12 protein-coding genes are annotated in these 18,637 nt (G+C 71.8%); 5 read left to right on the top strand and 7 right to left on the bottom strand.

The genetic code is table 11. From position 1 onward, the window contains the following. The first annotated feature begins 5 nt into the window (after positions 1–5). The 3 genes from EV684_RS22580 to EV684_RS22570 are packed head-to-tail and all read left to right on the top strand — an operon-like array spanning position 6 to position 4,072. Positions 6–1,922 (top strand): glycosyltransferase 87 family protein, encoded by a 1,917-nt coding sequence (locus EV684_RS22580; RefSeq protein ID WP_132649602.1) that lies wholly within the window; start codon positions 6–8, stop codon positions 1,920–1,922. Next, positions 1,919–2,275 carry an EamA family transporter gene (locus tag EV684_RS22575; RefSeq protein WP_132649601.1) on the top strand — a complete coding sequence of 119 codons (357 nt, stop codon included), beginning with the start codon at positions 1,919–1,921 and terminating at the stop codon, positions 2,273–2,275. Before EV684_RS22580 ends, EV684_RS22575 begins: the two co-directional genes overlap by 4 nt. A 51-nt stretch (positions 2,276–2,326) precedes the next feature. Continuing rightward, positions 2,327–4,072, top strand: a complete 1,746-nt coding sequence (locus EV684_RS22570; protein ID WP_243651277.1) for a PglL family O-oligosaccharyltransferase — start codon at positions 2,327–2,329, stop codon at positions 4,070–4,072. 15 nt (positions 4,073–4,087) lie between these two features. Here EV684_RS22570 and moaC read toward each other — a convergent pair whose 3' ends face one another. Then, positions 4,088–4,579, bottom strand: coding sequence for a cyclic pyranopterin monophosphate synthase MoaC (gene moaC / locus EV684_RS22565; RefSeq protein ID WP_132649599.1), 492 nt, complete (start codon positions 4,577–4,579; stop codon positions 4,088–4,090). A gap of 94 nt (positions 4,580–4,673) precedes the next feature. Between moaC and EV684_RS22560 the strand changes: the two genes are divergently transcribed. Next, on the top strand, positions 4,674–6,299 hold the full coding sequence (locus EV684_RS22560; protein WP_165908570.1) for a M48 family metalloprotease: 1,626 nt from the start codon (positions 4,674–4,676) through the stop codon (positions 6,297–6,299). Here the strand turns inward: EV684_RS22560 and EV684_RS22555 are convergent, their stop codons facing one another. After that, entirely contained in the window at positions 6,300–6,659 is a 360-nt protein-coding gene (locus tag EV684_RS22555) for a phage holin family protein (RefSeq protein WP_132649598.1), read from the bottom strand. It lies immediately after the preceding gene. A gap of 168 nt (positions 6,660–6,827) precedes the next feature. Here EV684_RS22555 and EV684_RS22550 point away from each other — a divergent pair, with 168 nt between their 5' ends. Next, positions 6,828–7,271 carry an SWIB/MDM2 domain-containing protein gene (locus EV684_RS22550; RefSeq protein WP_132649597.1) on the top strand — a complete coding sequence of 148 codons (444 nt, stop codon included), beginning with the start codon at positions 6,828–6,830 and terminating at the stop codon, positions 7,269–7,271. 58 nt (positions 7,272–7,329) lie between these two features. Here the strand turns inward: EV684_RS22550 and EV684_RS22545 are convergent, their stop codons facing one another. The 5 genes from EV684_RS22545 to recQ all read right to left on the bottom strand — a co-directional run bounded on the left by EV684_RS22545 (position 7,330) and on the right by recQ (position 18,458). After that, positions 7,330–8,172: a hypothetical protein gene (locus EV684_RS22545; RefSeq protein ID WP_132649596.1), complete on the bottom strand. Its 843-nt coding sequence runs from the start codon at positions 8,170–8,172 to the stop codon at positions 7,330–7,332. Between the two features lie 85 nt (positions 8,173–8,257). Continuing rightward, a complete protein-coding gene (gene uvrA / locus EV684_RS22540) occupies positions 8,258–11,203 on the bottom strand; it encodes an excinuclease ABC subunit UvrA (protein WP_132649595.1) in 2,946 nt (981 codons plus the stop codon). 90 nt (positions 11,204–11,293) lie between these two features. Continuing rightward, positions 11,294–13,453: a sensor histidine kinase gene (locus EV684_RS22535; protein ID WP_132649594.1), complete on the bottom strand. Its 2,160-nt coding sequence runs from the start codon at positions 13,451–13,453 to the stop codon at positions 11,294–11,296. Beyond that, positions 13,450–16,374, bottom strand: coding sequence for a chemotaxis protein CheB (locus EV684_RS22530; RefSeq protein ID WP_132649593.1), 2,925 nt, complete (start codon positions 16,372–16,374; stop codon positions 13,450–13,452). Before EV684_RS22530 ends, EV684_RS22535 begins: the two co-directional genes overlap by 4 nt. Positions 16,375–16,544: 170 nt before the next feature. Beyond that, the gene (gene recQ, locus EV684_RS22525) at positions 16,545–18,458 is read right to left on the bottom strand and encodes a DNA helicase RecQ (RefSeq protein WP_132649592.1); all 1,914 of its coding nucleotides are present in this window, start codon (positions 18,456–18,458) and stop codon (positions 16,545–16,547) included. Positions 18,459–18,637 lie beyond the last annotated feature (179 nt).

The following is an 18,637-nucleotide window of genomic DNA, read 5'->3' as shown; positions in this document are numbered from 1 at the left end:
TCGCCTTGTCGTTCTCGATGGGGCGTGACCTCAACTGGGACTTCTTCAACTACCACGGTTACGCCGCGTTCGATGTCTTCGGCGCGCGCCTGGACCGGGACTTCTTTCCGGCGGGATACCAAGCCTACCTCTATCGGCTGGCGTTCCTGCCGTTCTCCTTGATGGATGGCGCCGGCTGGCACAGCCTGGCCATCGGCAGCGTGTTGGCGGCGCTGCATTCGCTGAACGTCGCCTTGCTGTATGCGATCGTGCGCCACTTTGTGCGCGACGTTCCCCTCCCCTGGATCGTGGCGGTGGTCGTCACCGCGTTGGGCGCAGCATCCCTGCCGTTCCTCGGGCAGGTTGGCAGCACCTTCATCGATCCGCTGGCCACCCCCTTTGTCCTGGCCGCGTTGTGGCTGCTGTTGCGCGACGGCGATCGTGCAAGCGTCATGGCCGGTGCGTGGGCCGGCTCGCTGGGCGGTTTTGCCGTCGCGCTGAAGCTCACGAATGTCCCGTTCGCGCTCGGCCTGGTCGCGGCGGCGGCCGTGCTGCCCGGCGCACGCTTCGCATGGCGGCGCGGGGTCGCGGCGGCTGCCGGCGCGGCACTGGGTTTTGCCCTGCCGTACGCACCTTGGGGCTGGAAGCTCTGGACCTTGCACGGCAGCCCGGTCTTCCCCCTGTTCAACAACCTGTTCCGATCACCCGACTTCGCGCCCTACCCGATCGAGCTCCATCGTTTCGTGCCGCAATCGCTGGAGCAGTTGCTGACCCTGCCGTTCGCCATGCTGCAGCACAGCTCCTACGTCTACGTGGAGCAGGTGGCGCCTGACCTGCGTCCCGCGCTGCTCGTCGTGCTCGGCGGCGCGCTGCTCGCAGGGCGCGCATGGCGGACCGCACGGCCGCTGCCGGACACCCGGGCGTTTGCCGGCCGTGTTCCCTTGGCTCCCGTCGTGGTGTTCTTCGTGGTTTCGACGGCGGCTTGGGTGGCGACGTCGACCAACGGCCGCTACGCCGTGCCGCTGCTGCTGCTCAGCGGGCCACTGCTCTACACGCTCGCGGCTCGACTGATGGGCGAGCGACGTGCCGCGATGATGTGTCTGGTGCTGCTGGTGCTGCAGGCGGTCCAGATCACCGATACCGGCAACCCCCGTTGGGCACCGCGGGACTGGGCGCCGCGCTGGCTGTCGGTCGAGGTTCCGCCAGCCTTGACGCGGCAGCCGCGCCTGTACGTCTCGGTCTCCAGCTCTTCCGAGGCCTATCTGGCGGCGCACGTCCACCCCGACTCCGTTTTCGTGAACCCGGTGGGCCTGCTGTCCATCTCCAACGACGGCCCCGGCTGGGGCAGGTTCGTACAGTTGCGCGAGCAGTTCGATGCGCGTACCACGGTCGTCTTTCCCCTGCCTGCCGATATGCCGCCGGTGAAACGCGAGCAACGCCTGTTGCGTCTGGTCCACGCGGTCGATCGCCTAGGGCTTGGTTTCGAGCCCTCGCGCTGCGAAGCGCTGCAGGTCGGCCAGGCAGCCGCAGTGATCCCTTACCTCTGGCGTGGTCCGGCGGGCAAGCCGGGAGCCCAGCAGGGCCGTGTCTTGTACGCCTGCGATGCTTGGCGCCTGGCAGCACCGTCGCCGGCGCAGGCCGCGGCACGCGCACATGCGACGCGGCTGATGGACGCCGTGGAGCGCAAGTGTCCTGAGATCTTCTCGCCGAACGGCGTGCAGGTCGAAGGGGCCGACGATGCCTGGACGCGTCTCTACGGAAAGTACGACCTGTATGTCAGCGTCAACCTGAAGCGCGGCGACATGGTCTACGTCCAAGAGCGCCAAAGTACCGACGTCGTCATCGGCCGCCTGGCCACCTGGGAGGCTGACCTCGAACGGTTCCGCTGCCGCCTGCCTCACGACGGCGCACGCGATCTCTCGACGCTGGACGGCGACCGATGAAGCCAATCGAAGCCGTGCTCGTGGTGTTCGTCGTGCTGCTCGCCTCGGTCGGGCAGGTCCTGATGCGCGCCGCGTCGATTGCGGCCGCGTCCAGTGGCGCCGCCGGCCTGCGGGCGTGGATGTCCTTCACCTCGGTGCTGGCGGTCGTCGTCTATTGCAGCGCGATGGCCTTGTGGCTTTGGGTGCTGTCGCGTGTTCCCATCACCCAGGCATTCGCCTTCTTCGGTTTGTCGTTCGTCTTCGTGCCGCTGCTCGCCAGCCGCTTCCTGGGCGATCCGATGTCGACCCAGACCTGGATTGGGGCTGCCATCATCGTGCTGGGCATCGTCGTCACGAACTGGCGCACCGGCTGATTGCCTCGCCGCCGCCGCGTTAGCATGCGCGGCCGTCTGCCGCCGCCTGCCGTGCCTCTCCGACTTGCGCCGTTCCTGCTCAGCGTCGCGCTGGCCACCCTCGCCGCCTGCGCCCCGTCGCTGCTGGCCTACAACGTCTCGCCGTCGCCGACCTTCCTGAACCAGGCGCTGGCGGTCGCGCTGTGGGGCCTCTTCGTCGCCGCCGGCGCGCCCCGCGCGGGCTCGGACTGGCGGGGCGCCGGGCCGCTGCAGGCGGCGCTGCTGGTGGTGCTGGCCGGGGTCTGCTGGTCCTGGTCGCGTGCGCTGCCGTCGAGCATCGCGCTGTCGGCCATCGCGGTGCTGATGGCGGCCCTGCTCATGGTCTCCGGCGGCGCCGCGGCGCAGGCACGTGCCGAGCCGCGGTCGGTGTTCGCCGCGTTCTGCATCGGCTGGGCGCTGGCCGGGATCTTCAACCTCGCCATCGCGCTGGTGCAGGTCTTCGCGCCCGACTGGACCGACGGCCAGTGGCTGGCGCGCTCGGGCATCCCCGGGCGCGCTGTCGGCAACCTGCGCCAGCCCAACCACCTCAGCAGCCTGCTGCTGTGGTCGGCCATCGCCGTCGTCGCGCTCGTCGAGCTGTACCGCGACGCGCGTTTCGGCCGCGTGCTGCGCATCGCCGGCGCCGCGCTGTTCGCGGCGCTGGTCTTCGCCGTCGTGCTGACGGCTTCGCGCACCGGCTTCGTCGGCGTGCTGCTGCTGGCGCTGTGGGGGCTTGTCGACCGTCGCCTGGCGCGCAGCACGCGCGCCCTGCTGCTGGCCGCGCCGGTGGTCTACGTCGCCGGCTGGCTGGCGATGGCCGAGTGGGCGCGGCTGTCGCAGCACGTCTTCGGCGGCGAGGCCCGGCTGGCCGAGAACGACCTGTCGAGCTCGCGCGTGCGCATCTGGCTCAACACGCTGGAGCTGATCCGTCGCCAGCCCTGGGCCGGCGTCGGCTTCGGCGAGTTCAACTTCGCCTGGTCGCTGACGCCGTTCCCGGACCGTCCGGTCGCCTTCTTCGACCACACCCACAACCTCGTGCTGCAACTGGCGGTGGAACTGGGCGTGCCGGCGGCCGCCCTGGTGATGGTCCTGCTGCTGTGGGCGCTGGTGGCGGCCGCGTGGTGCGCTTTCCGGCCCGACGCCGAAGGGGGCGGCATCGAGCGCCGGGCCGCCTGGTTCATGGTGCTGATGATCGGGCTGCACAGCCTGCTCGAGTACCCGCTCTGGTACACCTACTTCCTGCTGCCGGCGGCCTGGGCCTGGGGCTTCGCGATCGGCCGCCGTCGAGGCCCGGTGATGCCTTCGGGCTGGCCCCAGCCCGCCCAGCTGGCCGCCGGCCTGGCGCTTGTCGCCGGCGCGGCGCTGGCGGTGGCCGACTACTGGCCGGTGACACGCATCTTCACCAGCGCGCCGGGCTCGCCGCCGCTGATCGAGCGCATCGAACGCGGCCAGCGCAGCCTGCTCTTCGCCTATCACGCCGACTACGCCGCGGCGACGACCGGCCTGGTGCCGGGCGCCGATGCGATGCAGCCCTTCGAGAGCGCCCCCCACCACCTGCTGGACACGCGGCTGATGACGGCCTGGGCCAGCGCGCTCGCGGCCCGCGGCGAGATGGACGCGGCACGCCATCTGGCCGAACGCCTGCGCGAGTTCCGCAACCCAGCCAGCCGCGAGTTCTTCGCCCCCTGCGACGCCGCGGCGGCGGGCGCCGCCAGTGAGCCCTTCCAGTGCCAGGCGCCGCAGCGTGTGCCCGACTGGCGCGAGTTCTTCCGTCCCTGAGGCCGGGTGGCGACCTCACGCGGGCCGGCCGGGCGCGACCCAGTCGCCGCTCTTGCCGCCGCGCTTTTCCAGCACGCGCACGCCGTCGATGACCATGCCGCGGTCGGCGGCCTTGAGCATGTCGTAGACCGTCAGCAGGCCGATCTGCACCGCGGTCAGCGCTTCCATCTCGACGCCGGTACGCCCGCGCGTCTCGACCTGGGCTTCGCAGCGCACGCTGGAGCCCGCGGCATCGAGCTCGAACTCGACGTTGACGCGCGTGATCGGCAGCGGGTGGCACAGCGGGATCAGCTCGGCGGTGCGCTTGGCGCCCTGGATCGCGGCGATGCGCGCCACGCCGAGCACGTCGCCCTTGGCGGCGCGCCCCTGCGCGACGAGCTCGAAGGTGGCCGGCAGCATGCGGATCGTGCCGGCGGCGCGTGCGACGCGCAGCGTCTCGTCCTTGGCGCCGACGTCGACCATCTGCGCCCGGCCCTGCGCGTCGAAGTGGGTGAGCGGAGAGTTCATCGGTGGAAACAAGGGGGCAACGCGACGGTGTCATCATAGGCCGCTGCATGCACGCGCGCCGGCCGCGTCCGGCGCCCCCGACGGACACCCCGCCTTGACGCCTTCCCACACCCCGCGTTTCCCGCGTCGTCCCCGTTCCCTCGTGCTCGCGCTCGCGCTGGCCTGCGCGGTGCAGGCCGTGCCCGCGCAGGTGCGCCTGCCCTCGCTGGGCGAGTCGGCCGTCGAGGACATCACCCTGGGCGCCGAACGCCGCCTGGGCGACCAGGTCATGCGCTATATCCGCGCCGACCCGGCCTACCTGGACGACCCGGTGCTGCTCGAGTACGTCGACTCGATCTTCCTGCCGCTGGTGGCCGCGTCGCGCCAGCGCGGCGACATCGAGCCCGAGCTCGACCGCCAGTTCGCCTGGGAGGCTTTCCTCGTGCGCGAGCGCAGCGTCAACGCCTTCGCGCTGCCGGGCGGTTTCGTCGGCGTGCACCTGGGCCTGATCGCGCTGACCACCAGCACCGACCAGCTGGCGTCGGTCGTGGCGCACGAACTGGCCCACGTGACGCAGCGCCACATCGCGCGCGGCAGCATCGCGGCGCAGCGCAACTCGATGGTCAGCATGGCCGCGCTGCTGCTGGGCATCGTCGCGGCCGCGCGCACCAACAACGCCGACCTCGCCAACGCCGCGATCGTCGGCAGCCAGGCCGCGTCGATCCAGGGCCAGCTGAACTTCTCGCGCGACATGGAGCGCGAGGCCGACCGCATGGGCTACGGCACGCTCACCGCCGCCGGCTTCGCGCCCCAGGGCATGGCGCAGATGTTCGAGAGGCTCGACTCGGCGACGCGGATCAACGACAGCGGCGGCTTCCCCTACCTGCGCAGCCACCCGCTGACGACCGAACGCATCAGCGAGGCGCGCTCGCGGGCGATGTTCGCCGGCTCGGGCCCGGACTCGACGCCGCTGCGCCATGCGCTGATGCAGCAGCGCGCGCGCGTGCTGATGGACGCCGACCCGCAGACGCTGCACCGCCTCGTCGACCAGCAGGGCGGCGCCGCCGACGCCCCGCTGCGCGAGCGCCTGGCCACGGCCTATGCCGCGGCCCTGTCGGCCTCGCTGCTGCGGGAACACGCCGTCGCCGAGCGCCTGGCCTCGCAGGCGCTCGCGCTGGCCTCCGCTGCCGAGCCGCGCGAGCCGCAGGCCGAGCGCGACCTGCAGCTGCTGCTGGCCCAGGTGCGCCTGGCCGCCGGCCAGCCGGCAGCGGCGATGCAGGTGCTGGACTCGATCAGCGCCGACGCCCGCGGCCGGGCGCCGCTGCTGATGCGCGCCCAGGCCGCGCTGGACCTGCAGCGCGGCGCCCGGCCCGCGCCCGCGGCGCTGCGCGCGGCCACCGAGGCGCTGCAGACCTGGGTTGCCGAACACCCGCGCGACGCCGGCGCCTGGACGCAGCTCGCGGCCACCGCCGACGCCGCCGGCTTCAAGCTGCGTGCGGTGCGCGCCGAGGCCGAGGCGCGTTACGCGTCGGGCGACGTCAACGGTGCGATCGACCGGCTGCGCGCCGGGCAGGCGGCCGCGCGCGGCGCCGCCGGCCAGGACTTCATCGAGGCCTCCGTCATCGACGCCCGCCTGCGCGAGCTGCGCGCGCAGCAGCGCCGCGTCTTCTGCGAGGCGCGTGCCGACGGCGGCAACCCGGTGCCGCTGGAGGGGGTGGAGGTGCGCGACTGCCCGCGCTGATCAGGGCGCCGTGCGGCCGAACATCTGCTCGACGGCGGCGTCGATGACCATGCCGCACAGGCTGTAGATCACCGAGCCGATCAGCGCCGCGCCGAAACCCGCGACGCGAAAGCCGTCGAGCACGCTGGCCGCGGCCCAGAACATCAGCGCGTTGATGACGAAGAGGAACAGCCCGAGCGTCAGCAGCGTAACGGGCAGCGTGAGCAGCACCAGCAGCGGCCGCACCAGCGTGTTCAGCAGACCCAGGACCAGGGCCGCGATCAGCGCGGTGCCGAAACTCTGCACGGTGACGCCGGGATAGAGGTTGGCCACCAGCAGCAGGGCCGCCGCCAGCAGGAACCATCGCGCGAGGATCTTCATGGGGCGCAGCATAGCGTGGCGAGAATGCCTTCCACCTATGAAAACCGCTTCTCAGCGGCCCTCGTGAGGCGGTACCATCCCGCGTGCACGGCGCTCCCTGCCAGACGAGGCTCCCATGAGGCTTCGCGCAGCGCCGGCGCCGAGCCACATCTGACGGAGAACATCCCAATGGCAACTGCGAAGAAGACCGCCGCGAAGAAGACCGCGGCCACGAAGGCACCGGCGACGAAGGCGGCTCCGGCCAAGAAGGCCGCCGCTCCCGCGAAGAAGGCCGTCGCCGCCCCGGCGAAGAAGGCTGCTGCCCCCAAGAAGGTCGCTGCGCCGGCCAAGAAGGCGGCCGCCAAGAAGGCCCCCGCGAAGAAGCGCACCCCCAGCGCCGCCTTCATGAAGCCCCTGACCCCGAGCGCGGCCCTGGCCGCCGTCATCGGCGACAAGGCGCTGCCCCGTACCGAGATCACCAAGAAGGTCTGGGAGTACATCAAGAAGAACGGCCTGCAGGACAAGGCCAAGAAGACGATGATCAACGCCGACGCCAAGCTGAAGGCCATCTTCGACAAGGCGCAGGTCTCGATGTTCGAGATGACCAAGCTGATCAGCAGCCACCTGAAGTGAACACGCGGGCGCCGCGGCGCCCGTCGTTGTGCAAGAGGCCGGCGTCAGCCGGCCTTTTTCATTGCGGCGTCGCGGCCAGCGTCTTCTCGCAGAAGGCTCGCATGTCGGCGTCCTGCACCTCGGCCAGCAGCACCAGCATCGCCGCGCGGTGCTGCGCCAGCGCTTGCCGGTCGGCGGCCGCCCGCGCCGCGTGCACGGCGCATTCATGGGCGAAGAAACGCTCCGAGGCCTCGGCGGCGTTGCGCTCGCAGCTCGCGATGCAGGCGGCGGCGTAGGCCTGGGCCTGCGCGCCGTGGCCGAGCGCCGCGTGGCACATCGCCAGGTGGTAGTCGGCGCGTTCGACGTGCATCCAGGTGCCGGCGTGCAGCCAGGCGCGGCGTTCGAGCTCGGCCATCTCGATCATCAGCAGGTCCAGCGCCGGCTCGCGCGGGCCCATGCGCAGCGCATGCGTCACGTTGTGCGCGGTCGCGGCGTAGGCACGGCGTGCGGCCGGGTCGGGGTGCTGGGTGGCGCGTGTCTCCAGCGGCAGCACGCGCTTGCGTGGCGAGTCTCCGCGCCCGAGGCGCAGTTCGGCCTGCACCACGTCGCCGAGCAGCGCCCAGGCCACCGCGTCGGGCAGCGGCTCGACCGGCCGGTTCTCGATCTGCGCCAGCGCCCATTCGCCGCGAGCCTTCATCGCGTCGAGCCGGGTGCCCGCGGGCAACGCGGCATGGAAGGCATGCAGCAGCGCCGGCCGGCCCAGATGGCCGAGCATCGTGTGGCGCGCCAGATGCGCGGCGTCCGCGCCCTGGTCGTCGTCGGGCAGTGCCGGCGCCAGCGCCAGAAGCTCGGCTGCCAGGGCTTCGGCAGCGTCGTCGTGGCGGTCCCAGGCTTGTTCCAGCCAGTCGTGCAAGTCCTTCATCGATCTCCCTGCGGCAACGCGGCGCTGCCATGCTCGCCGGCGTGCGGCCGCCGCGCCATCCCGAATCGCACGGACGCCGCCGGTCTCAGGCCGGCGTGTGCCAGCGCCGCGCGGTCTCCAGCAGCGGCGCCAGGAAGCGCCCGGTGTGGCTGCCCGCATGCGCGGCGATGTCCTCGGGCGTGCCGGCCACCAGCACGCGCCCGCCGCCAGAGCCGCCTTCGGGGCCCATGTCGATGAGCCAGTCGGCGGTCTTGATGACGTCCAGGTTGTGCTCGATGACGACGATGGTGTTGCCGGCGTCGCGCAGCTGGTGCAGCACCTTCAGCAGCAGGCCGATGTCGTGGAAGTGCAGGCCGGTGGTCGGCTCGTCCAGGATGTAGAGCGTGCGCCCGGTGTCGCGTTTGGACAGCTCCAGCGCCAGCTTGACACGCTGCGCCTCGCCGCCGGACAGCGTCGTCGCCGCCTGGCCCAGGCGGATGTAGCCCAGGCCGACGTCGAGCAGCGTCTGCAGCTTGCGCGCGATCGCCGGCACGGCCGAGAAGAAGCCGTGCGCCTCCTCGACCGTCATCTCCAGCACCTGGGTGATGTTGCGGCCCTTGTAGAGCACCTCCAGCGTCTCGCGGTTGTAGCGCGCGCCGTGGCAGGCGTCGCAGGGCACGTAGACGTCGGGCAGGAAGTGCATCTCGACCTTGATGACGCCGTCGCCTTCGCAGGCCTCGCAGCGCCCGCCGGCGACGTTGAAGCTGAAGCGCCCGGCGCCGTAGCCGCGTTCGCGCGCCATCGGCACCTCGGCGAAGAGCTCGCGGATCGGCGTGAACAGGCCCGTGTAGGTCGCCGGGTTGGAGCGCGGCGTGCGCCCGATCGGGCTCTGGTCGACGTTGATGACCTTGTCGAAGGCCTCCAGGCCGTCGATGCGCTCGTGTTCGGCCGGCTCGGCGTGGCTCTGGTAGAGCTTCTTGGCGACCGCGGTGTACAGCGTGTCGTTGACCAGCGTGCTCTTGCCCGAGCCGCTGACGCCGGTGACGCAGGTCAGCAGCCCGACCGGGATCTCGACGTCCACGCCCTTCAGGTTGTGGCCGCTGGCGCCGACGATGCGCAGCACGCCGCGTTCGGCGTCGGCGGCCACACGCTGCCGCGGCACCTCGATGCGCAGCGTGTGCGCCAGGTAGCGCCCGGTCAGCGACTCGGGGTCGGCCGCGACCTCGTCGGGCGTGCCCTGGGCGATGACGCGCCCGCCGTGCACGCCGGCGCCCGGCCCCATGTCGACGACGTGGTCGGCGGCGCGGATCATGTCCTCGTCGTGTTCGACGACGAGCACCGAGTTGCCGAGGTCGCGCAGGTGCTGCAGCGTGCCGATCAGGCGCTCGTTGTCGCGCTGGTGCAGGCCGATGCTGGGTTCGTCGAGCACGTACATCACGCCCGACAGGCCGCTGCCGATCTGGCTGGCCAGGCGGATGCGCTGGGCCTCGCCGCCGGACAGCGTGTCGGCGCCGCGGTCCAGGCTCAGGTAGGTCAGGCCGACGTCGTTCAGGAAACGCAGCCGCGAGCGGATCTCGCGAACGATCTTGTCGGCGATCTCGGCCTTGGCGCCCTCGAGCTTGAGGCTCTCGAAGTAACTCAGGCACTCGGCCAGCGTCGCGTGCTCGACGGCGTAGATCGGCAGGCCCCGGCGTGCGGCCTCGTCGCCGTCCGCCGCGTGGCGCAGGAAGACGTGGCGCGCCTCGCGCCGCAGCCGCGTGCCCTCGCACTGCGGGCAGGACCGGGCGGCCTGGTAGCGCACCAGGTCCTCGCGCACCGCGGCCGAGTCGGTCTCGCGAAAGCGGCGCTCGAAGTTCGGGATGATCCCTTCGAAGGGATGGCGGCGCTTGACGCTGCGTTGGCGGCCCTTGGTGCCCTCGGCGGTGTAGGAGAACTCGATCTCCTCGTCGCCCGAGCCGTAGAGCAGCACCTGGCGCGCCTGGGGCGACAGGTCCTCGAACGCGGTGTCGATGTCGAAGCCGTAGTGCGCGGCCACGCTCTCCAGCAGCGAGAAGGTGTAGGCGTTGCGCCGGTCCCAGCCCTTCACGGCGCCGGCGGCCAGGCTCAGCGACGGGAAGGCGACGACCCGCTCGGGGTCGAACACCGTCACCTGGCCCAGGCCGTCGCAGGCCGGGCAGGCGCCCACCGGCGAGTTGAACGAGAACAGCCGCGGCTCCAGCTCGGGCAGCGAGTAGCTGCACACCGGGCAGCCGAACTTGCTGCTGAACAGGTGCTCGCGGCCGCTGTCCATCTCCAGCGCGATGGCGCGCCCGTCGGCGATGCGCAGCGCGGCCTCGAAGCTCTCGGCCAGGCGCTGCTTCATGTCGGGGCGCGTCTTCAAGCGGTCGACGACGACGTCGATGTCGTGTTTCTCGGTCTTCTTCAGCGCCGGCAGCGCGTCGGCCTCGACGACGGCGCCCGGGTGGCCGTCACCGCCGACACGGAACCGCACGTAGCCGCGCGCCTGCATGTCGGCGAAGAGCTCGACGAACTCGCCCTTGCGGTCTCGCACCACCGGCGCCAGCACCATCAGCCGGGTGTCCGGCGGCAGCGCGAGCGCGGCGTCGACCATCTGGCTGACGCTCTGCGCCTGCAGCGGCAGGCCGTGTTCGGGGCAGTACGGCGTGCCGGCGCGTGCGTACAGCAGGCGCAGGTAGTCGTGGATCTCGGTGATCGTGCCGACCGTCGAGCGCGGGTTGTGGCTGGTGGCCTTCTGCTCGATGGAGATCGCCGGCGACAGCCCTTCGATGACGTCGACGTCGGGCTTGTCCATCAGCTGCAGGAACTGGCGCGCGTAGGCCGACAGGCTCTCCACGTAGCGCCGCTGGCCCTCGGCGTACAGCGTGTCGAAGGCCAGGCTGGACTTGCCCGAACCCGACAGCCCCGTGATCACGACCAGCGCGTGTTTCGGGATGTCGAGGTCGACGTTCTTCAGGTTGTGGGTGCGGGCGCCGCGCACGCGCAGCGCCGGGGCTTCGGTGGCGGGTGCGGGGCGGGGGCGGTGTTCGGGCATCGGCGGGGCGTGCGGCGGGCAACCGGCCATCATAGCGAGCGTCGTCGCCGCGGCGCCAGCGCCCGCCCCGCGCCGGGTGCGCCTGGCGCGTCAGGCGCGAAGGACCGGATTGCCGTGCAGCGGCACCTCGTCGAGCGCGACGGTGAACGCGGTGCGAACCCCGGCGACGCTCTCGACCTCGATGCACCCGCCCATCGCCTCGACGACACGCTTGCTGAAGTACAGCCCCATGCCCGAGCCCGGGATGCCCGAGCATTCGGCGCCGGCGCGGCTGAAGGGCTGGAACAGCTCGGCGAGCTGCTGCTCCGACAGGCCGCGGCCGGTGTCGGCGACGGTCAGCTCGACGCGGCCGGCGAAGTGCCGCGCCGACACCGTGATGCAGCCGCCGGTGCGGTTGTACTTGGCGGCGTTGGACAGCAGGTTCAGCAGCACTTCCTTGGTGCGCAGCGGGTCGGCCAGCACCAGCAGCGGCGGGCTGTCGCTGCAGCGGTCGTCCATCGTCAGCTGCATCGCCGAGGCCTGCGCGGCGATCATCTGCAGGCAGTCGCGGACCAGCGGCCGCAGGTCCAGCGCGACACGCTTGAGCGCCAGCTGGCCGCTCTCGATGCCCGAGACGTTGAGCAGCTCGTTGACGAGTTCCAGCAGGTGGCGCGCGGCGTCCTCGACCATCGCCACGCGGTAGGGCTTGACCACCAGATCGCCGGCCTCGGCCTCCAGCCGCATCAGCTGCGAGAAGCCGAGGATCGCGTTCAGCGGCGTGCGCAGCTCGTGGCTGACGCGCGAGAGGAACACCGTCTTGGCGCGGTTGGCCGACTCGGCGGCCTGCTTGGCCGCCAGCAGGCGGGCCTGTTCGTGTTCGCCGCTCGTGTCCCAGGCGCAGCCGACCAGGCGCACGGTGCGCGGCGCCGGGCCGCCCTCGACGTGCGCGCGGCCGGCCAGGTGCAGCCAGCGTTCGCCGTCCGGCGCCGGCGCCAGGCGCAGCTCGATGCCGAACGCGGTACAGGCCTCGACGGCGTGCTGCACCGCCTCGACGAAGGCCGAAGCGTCGTCAGGATGCAGGTACGGCGACAGCGCGGCACACAGATCCGACGGCGGCGCGCCGTCGCCGAAGGCGGTCAGCTCGCGCATGCGGCCGTCGAGGAAGAGTTCGCCGTGCTGCAGGTCCCAGTCCCAGACGCCGATGCCGCCGGCGTCGTTGGCCACGCTCAGGCGCTCGGTCAGCTCGCCGATGCGGCGCCGCGCCTGTGCCTGGACGGTGACGTCCTGGAAGATGCCGATGACCAGCGGGCCGTCGTCGCCGAGTTCGGCGTGGCCGACGACGCGCACCCGCAGCGTGCGGCCGTGGGCGTCGTGCATGTCGAGCTCGAAGTCGAACGGCGCCTGGCCGGGCTTGGCGGCATGCAGCGCGCCCGACAGCGCGGCGTGGCCGTCGGGCGTGCACAGCTGCAGCGTGCGCTCCAGCGTCGCCGGCTCGTCGTCGGCGAGTTCGAACACGCGGCGCAGGTGCGAGGACCAGCGCATCGTGCCGCACTCGATGTCGTACTCCCAGCCGCCGATGCGCGCCAGGCGCGCCGAGTCGGCGAGGAAGGCCTCGCGCACGCGCAGCGCCTCGGTCGTCTCGCGCAGCGCGCGCACGTCCTCGATGTGCTCGGTGCGGTCGATGACGGCCATCGCGAACTGCGGCGTGTCGTCGTTCTCGCCGGGCAGCGTCGACAGATGCATCTCGCCGATGAAGCGGCGCCCGTCCTCGGCGACGAAGCCGACCTCGTCGAGCGTGATCGAGCCCAGCGCACGCGCCTGGTGGAAGGCCGGGCGCACACGCTGCTGGTACTGCTGCGAGTCGACCATGCGGAACAGCAGCCGCGCGCTCATCGTCTGGCGCTGCATCGCGAACAGCCGTTCGGCCTGGCCGTTCTGCTCGATCACCTCGCCGTTGAAGCTGACCAGCATCGTCGCCACCGGCATGGCCAGGAACAGCGTCGTGAAGCGCGACAGCGCCTGCTCGGTGCGTTCGCGGCTTTGCTGCAGCTCGTCGGCCTGGGCGTGCAGCTCGGCCTGGTAGATGCGCAGCTCCTCGGCGAGCGTGCGCACCTTGGTGTCGTTGCGCTGCAGGGCCGACTCGGCGGCGGCCAGGTCGCCGCGCTTCATCGCGTCCAGCAGGTCGCTGCGCAGGTCCGCGCCGTTGCTGGCCACCTGCGCGACCAGCCGGTCGCGCTGGCGCACGCGTTGCCGCAGTTGCATCTCGCTCATGAGTCCGCCTTGCCGCCGTCGGGAAGCGAGCCGCCGCTCAGGCGGACCCACTCGCTGATGTCAACGTGGCTGACCACGGCGCCGCCCGCGGGATGCCCGATCGGTGCGGCGTACATGAGGAACCAGCGCTGCCGGTCCGGGGCGTGACAGGGATAGTGCATCTGGAACATGGGCAGGCGGCCGTCCAGGACCGCTCTCAGACCTTCGTGCGCCCGCCGGGCGTCGGCCTCGGTCAGCGCCGACTCGGCGCAGGTGCGCAGGTAGTTGGCGCCCGGGCCGGTGCTGCGTTCGGCCGGGTCGCCGTTCTCGGCGGCGAAACGGCGCCAGGCGTCGTTGACCAGCGTGATCGCGCCCTGCGTGTCGACGACGGCGACGTGCTGGGGCAGCGAGTCGATGACGGCCTGCAGGCGCTGCGAGTCCTTCACCGAGTCGATGTTCACGAAGGTCATCACCGCGCGGCTGGCGCCGGGCGAGCGGCCCGGGTACGGCTGGATGCGCGCCAGCCACCACTGGCCGTTGCGGCTGCGCACCTCGCGTTCGGTGACGCTGCCGCGCTCCAGCGTCAGGCGCAGGTCGGCGAACAGCGACGGGTAGTCCAGCCGGTGGGCGAAGTCCTCGATCGAGCGGCCCTCGTCGCCCTGGCGCAGGTGGAACAGCGGCGTCGCCTCGGGCGTGAAGCGCGTCAGGCGCAGCTGCTCGTCGACGAAGATGGTCGGGATCGCCGCTGCCTTGGAGACGTTCTCCAGGTCGGCGTTGACCGAGTTCAGGACGTCGACCTTCTCCTGGTACTCGGAGTTGACGGTGTAGAGCTCCTCGTTGACGGACTGCAGCTCCTCGTTGGTGCTCTGCAGCTCCTCGTTGGAGGCCATCAGCTCTTCGTTGGTCGCCTGCAGCTCCTCGTTGGAGGTCTCGAGCTCCTCGATCGTCGCCTGCAGGTTGTCGTGCATGACCGCGAGGTCGCGCTCGAGCTCCTCGATGCGGCGCAGGTAGCGGTCGTCGGCCGGTTCGGTGGCCGACGCGCCCGCGCCGGGCGCGGCCGCGACGCCTTCGTGGTCGGCAACGGTCTCCAGCGACAGCATCGCGAAGCCGCCGTCTTCGCTGCCGTCGAGCTGCCGGGCGACGAGCTGCACGCGGCGCCAGCCGTCGCCGTCGGGCAGGCGGATCGGGGCCGAGCGCTGCGGCGCGCTGTCGCTGCCGAGCGCCTGCAGCAGCATGCTGGCCACCGGCACCAGGTCGCGTGGCAGCAGCTTCATCAGGTCCAGCGTCGCCTGGCCCTCGGTGAACTGCAGCAGATGGCGCGTGTCGCCGTAGACGCGCATCAGCTGGCGCGCCTCGCTGACGACGACCGACGGCGGCGCGTAGTGCTGCATCAGCAGCGCCAGCGCGCCGTCGTTGCCGGGGCGCGGCATCATCGGCGGCAGCGCGCCGCCGCGCCGCACCGACTCGCCCAGGCGGGTCTGGTGCAGGCCGCGCATGTCGATCGTCGCCGCCGAGCGGTCGCGGCGCAGCAGGCGGTAGACCTTGCACCGCGACTTCAGCGCCTGGAAATCGCGGTGCAGGTCACCGAGCGATTCGCTGGGACCGAGCATCAGGTGCGCGCCCGGCGCCATCGCGTACTGCAGCCGGCGCAGCGCGCTCTCCTGGGCCGGCGGCTCCATGTAGATCAGCGCGTTGCGGCAGCTGACCAGGTTCATGCGCGTGAACGGCGGGTCGGCGATGACGTTGTGGCGCGCGAAGATGATCATCTGGCGCAGCTCGGGCTGCACCTGATAGCGGCCCTGGCGCTCGATGAAGAACTGCGCCAGGCGCTCGGGCGAGATCTCGGCGGCGATCGTCTCCGGGTACAGCCCGGCGGCGGCGTGGTCCAGGTACTGCTGCTCGACGTCGGTGGCGAAGATCTTCACCGGCCGCGTGCGCCCGGCCTTGCGGAAGGCCTCGGCGAACAGGATCGCGATCGAGTACGCCTCCTCGCCGGTGGCGCAGCACGAGACCCAGGCGCGGATGCCCTCGTGGCCGGCGCGCGTGACGAGGTCCGGGATCACCTGCTCGGCCAGCAGGTCGTAGACCTCGGCGTCGCGGAAGAAGCGTGTCACCGGGATCAGCAGCTCGCGGCGCAGCAGCACCTGCTCGTCGGGCGAGCCGGCCAGGCGCTCGCGGTACTCGACGAGCGACGGGCAGTGCAGCACCTGCATGCGGCGCTCGATGCGGCGCAGCACCGTCGTCGGCTTGTACTGGCGGAAGTCGATGCCGCTGGAGTGCAGCAGGATCTCGTGGATCGTGTCCAGCGGCTGCGCGACCGCCGGCGCGTGCGGCGACAGGTGGCGCGTGCCCTCGGCGCGCGGGGTCACGAGCTGCGTCGTCAGCTGCGCGGCCAGCGCCTCGGCGCTGCCCATGAAGTCGTACTGCGCGGCGTGGCTGGCCGACAGCGGCATGCCGTCGAACTTGGCGGTGGCCGGGTCCTGCACGTAGAAGACGCCGCCGGCGGCGTTGATCTCCTGCACGCCGCGTGATCCGTCCGAGCCGGTGCCCGACAGCACCACCGCGATCGCCCGGTCGGTGAACTGCTCGGCCAGGCTGCTGAAGAAGGTGTCGATGGGCAGCGTCAGCCCGTGTTCGGGCTTGGGCGCGAGCTGCAGCCGGTCGCCGGCCACGCGCATCATCTTGCCCGGCGGGATCAGGTGCACGCGGTTGGCCGCCAGCGCCATGTCGTGCTCGGCCACGCACACCGGCATCTCGGTGTAACGGCCCAGCAGGTCCGCCATCATGCTCTTGTGGTCCGGCGACAGGTGCTGGATCACGACGAAGGCCGCGCCGGTGTCCGGCGGCAGGGCCTTGAAGACGCGGGCCAGCGCGTCCAGCCCGCCGGCGGAAGCGCCGATGGCGACGACACGTCCGGCGAAGAACCGGTCGGGCGCGGGCATGAACGGCCCGGCGCCTTGTTCCTCGGCTTGCGCCGGCGCGTGCTCTTGGCTGTTGTCCGCCACCTTCCCCCCGCTCCCTCCGGGCCTCCCCGATTGCCGGGAGGCCGGTCGCGCTGGTCCCCCTAATGTCACAAGTATCCCGGGGGATGACCCGCCTGGATAGACGCAGATCAAGCGTCCTGCCGCAGCACGCGCAGGATTTCCTCGCCGTACGCTTCGAGCTTCTTGGTGCCGACGCCGCTGATGGCCGCCAGCTCGTCCAGAGAGGCCGGGCGCTCGCGCGCCATCTCCGCCAGCGTGGCGTCGTGGAAGACGACGTAGGCCGGCACGTTGTGCTCGCGCGCCACCTCGCCGCGCCAGGCCTTCAGCGCCGTGAAGCGCAGGGTGGCCGCGTCGTCCAGCGGCAGCGGCGGCGGCTTGTCGGCGGCGCTGCGCGTGCGCGCCGTGCGCCCGCGCCGCGGTGTCTCGGCCGGCACGCGCAGCAGCAGCTGCACCTCGCCGCGCAGCACCTCGCGGGCGCTGGCGGTCAGCTCCAGCGTGTTGAACTCGCCTTCGGTGCGCAGATGGCCCAGCGCGATCAGCTGGCGCAGCACGCCGCGCCACTGCGCCTCGGCGACGTCGGCACCGATGCCGAAGGTCGACAGCGTCTGGTGGCCGTACTGCGCGACCTTGTCGGTCTGCTTGCCGCGCAGCACGTCGATCAGGTGGCCGGCGCCGAAACGCTGGCCGCCCTGCTGGCGGAAGCGGTAGACGCAGGACAGCGCCTTGCGCGCGGCTTCGGTGGCGTCCCAGGTGGCCGGTGGCGCCAGGCAGTTGTCGCAGTTGCCGCAGCGCAGCCTGGGCACGGCGCCGGCGTCGTGCTCGCCGTCGCCTTCACCGCCATACCGCTCGCCGAAGTAGCCCAGCAGCCGCACGCGGCGGCAGTCGTGGGCCTCGGCCAGCGCCAGCAGCGCGTCGAGCTTGCCGCGCTGCAGGTGCTTGAACTCCTCGTCGGCCTCGCCCTCGTCGATCATGCGGCGCTGGTTGACGACGTCGGCCAGGCCGTAGCTCATCCAGGCATCGGCGGGCAGGCCGTCGCGGCCGCCGCGGCCGGTCTCCTGGTAATACGCCTCGATGTTCTTGGGCAGGTCCAGGTGGGCGACGAAACGCACGTCGGGCTTGTCGATGCCCATGCCGAAGGCGATCGTCGCGACCATCACCAGCGCGTCCTCGCGCAGGAAGCGGTCCTGGTGGCGGCGGCGCGTCTCGGCGTCCAGGCCGGCGTGGTAGGGCAGCGCCGGGATGCCTTCGTCGCTCAGCCAGGCGGCGGTGTCCTCGACCTTCTTGCGGCTCTGGCAGTAGACGATGCCGGCGTCGCCCTCGTGCTCGTCGCGCAGGAAACGCAGCAGCTGGCGCTTGGGCTCGTCCTTCTCGACGATCGTGTAGCGGATGTTCGGCCGGTCGAAGCTGGAGACGAAGCGGCGCGCGTCCTCGAGCTTCAGCCGCGCGACGATGTCCTCGCGCGTGTGGGCGTCGGCGGTCGCCGTCAGCGCCATGCGCGGCACCTGCGGGAAACGCTCGTGCAGCGCCGACAGGCCCAGGTACTCCTCGCGGAAGTCGTGGCCCCACTGGCTGACGCAGTGCGCCTCGTCGATCGCGAACAGCGCCAGCCGGTCGCGTTCGGCCAGCGACTCCAGCATCGCCAGGAAACGTGGCGTCAGGATGCGTTCGGGCGCGGCGTACAGCAGCACCAGGCGGCCGGCGAGCAGGTCGCGCTCGATGCGCCGCGCCTCGTCGCCGTCGAGCGTGCTGTTCAGGAAGGCCGCGGGCACGCCGACCTCGTCGAGCGCGCCGACCTGGTCGTGCATCAGCGCGATCAGCGGCGAGACGACGACGGTGACACCCTGGCCGGCACGGTGGCGCAGGATCGCCGGCACCTGGTAACACAGGCTCTTGCCGCCGCCGGTGGGCATCAGCACCAGGGCGTCGCCGCCGGCGGCCACGTGCTCGACGATCTCGCGCTGGCGGCCGCGGAAGGCGGGGTAGCCGAAGACCTCGTTCAGCACCAGCTGCGCGGGATCGGCCTCGACGGGGGCGGGACTCATGGAGGGGCCGGATGGTACGCGAGGCCGCCGGCGGGCCGCCGTCGCCCTCCTGCGGGTGACCCGCCCACCGCTGCGGGGGACTGTGCCGCCCGGCAGGCCCGGCCGGTATCATCGGCGCCCAGTGCCGGCCTTCGCGCCGGCGTCCGTCCTTCCCTCTCGTCTTCGCCCACCCCAGGAGG

It is taken from the genome of Rubrivivax gelatinosus (genome assembly GCF_004340905.1).
Lineage (GTDB): Bacteria > Pseudomonadota > Gammaproteobacteria > Burkholderiales > Burkholderiaceae_C > Rubrivivax > Rubrivivax gelatinosus.
This window is presented reverse-complemented; position numbering and strand designations above follow the sequence as displayed.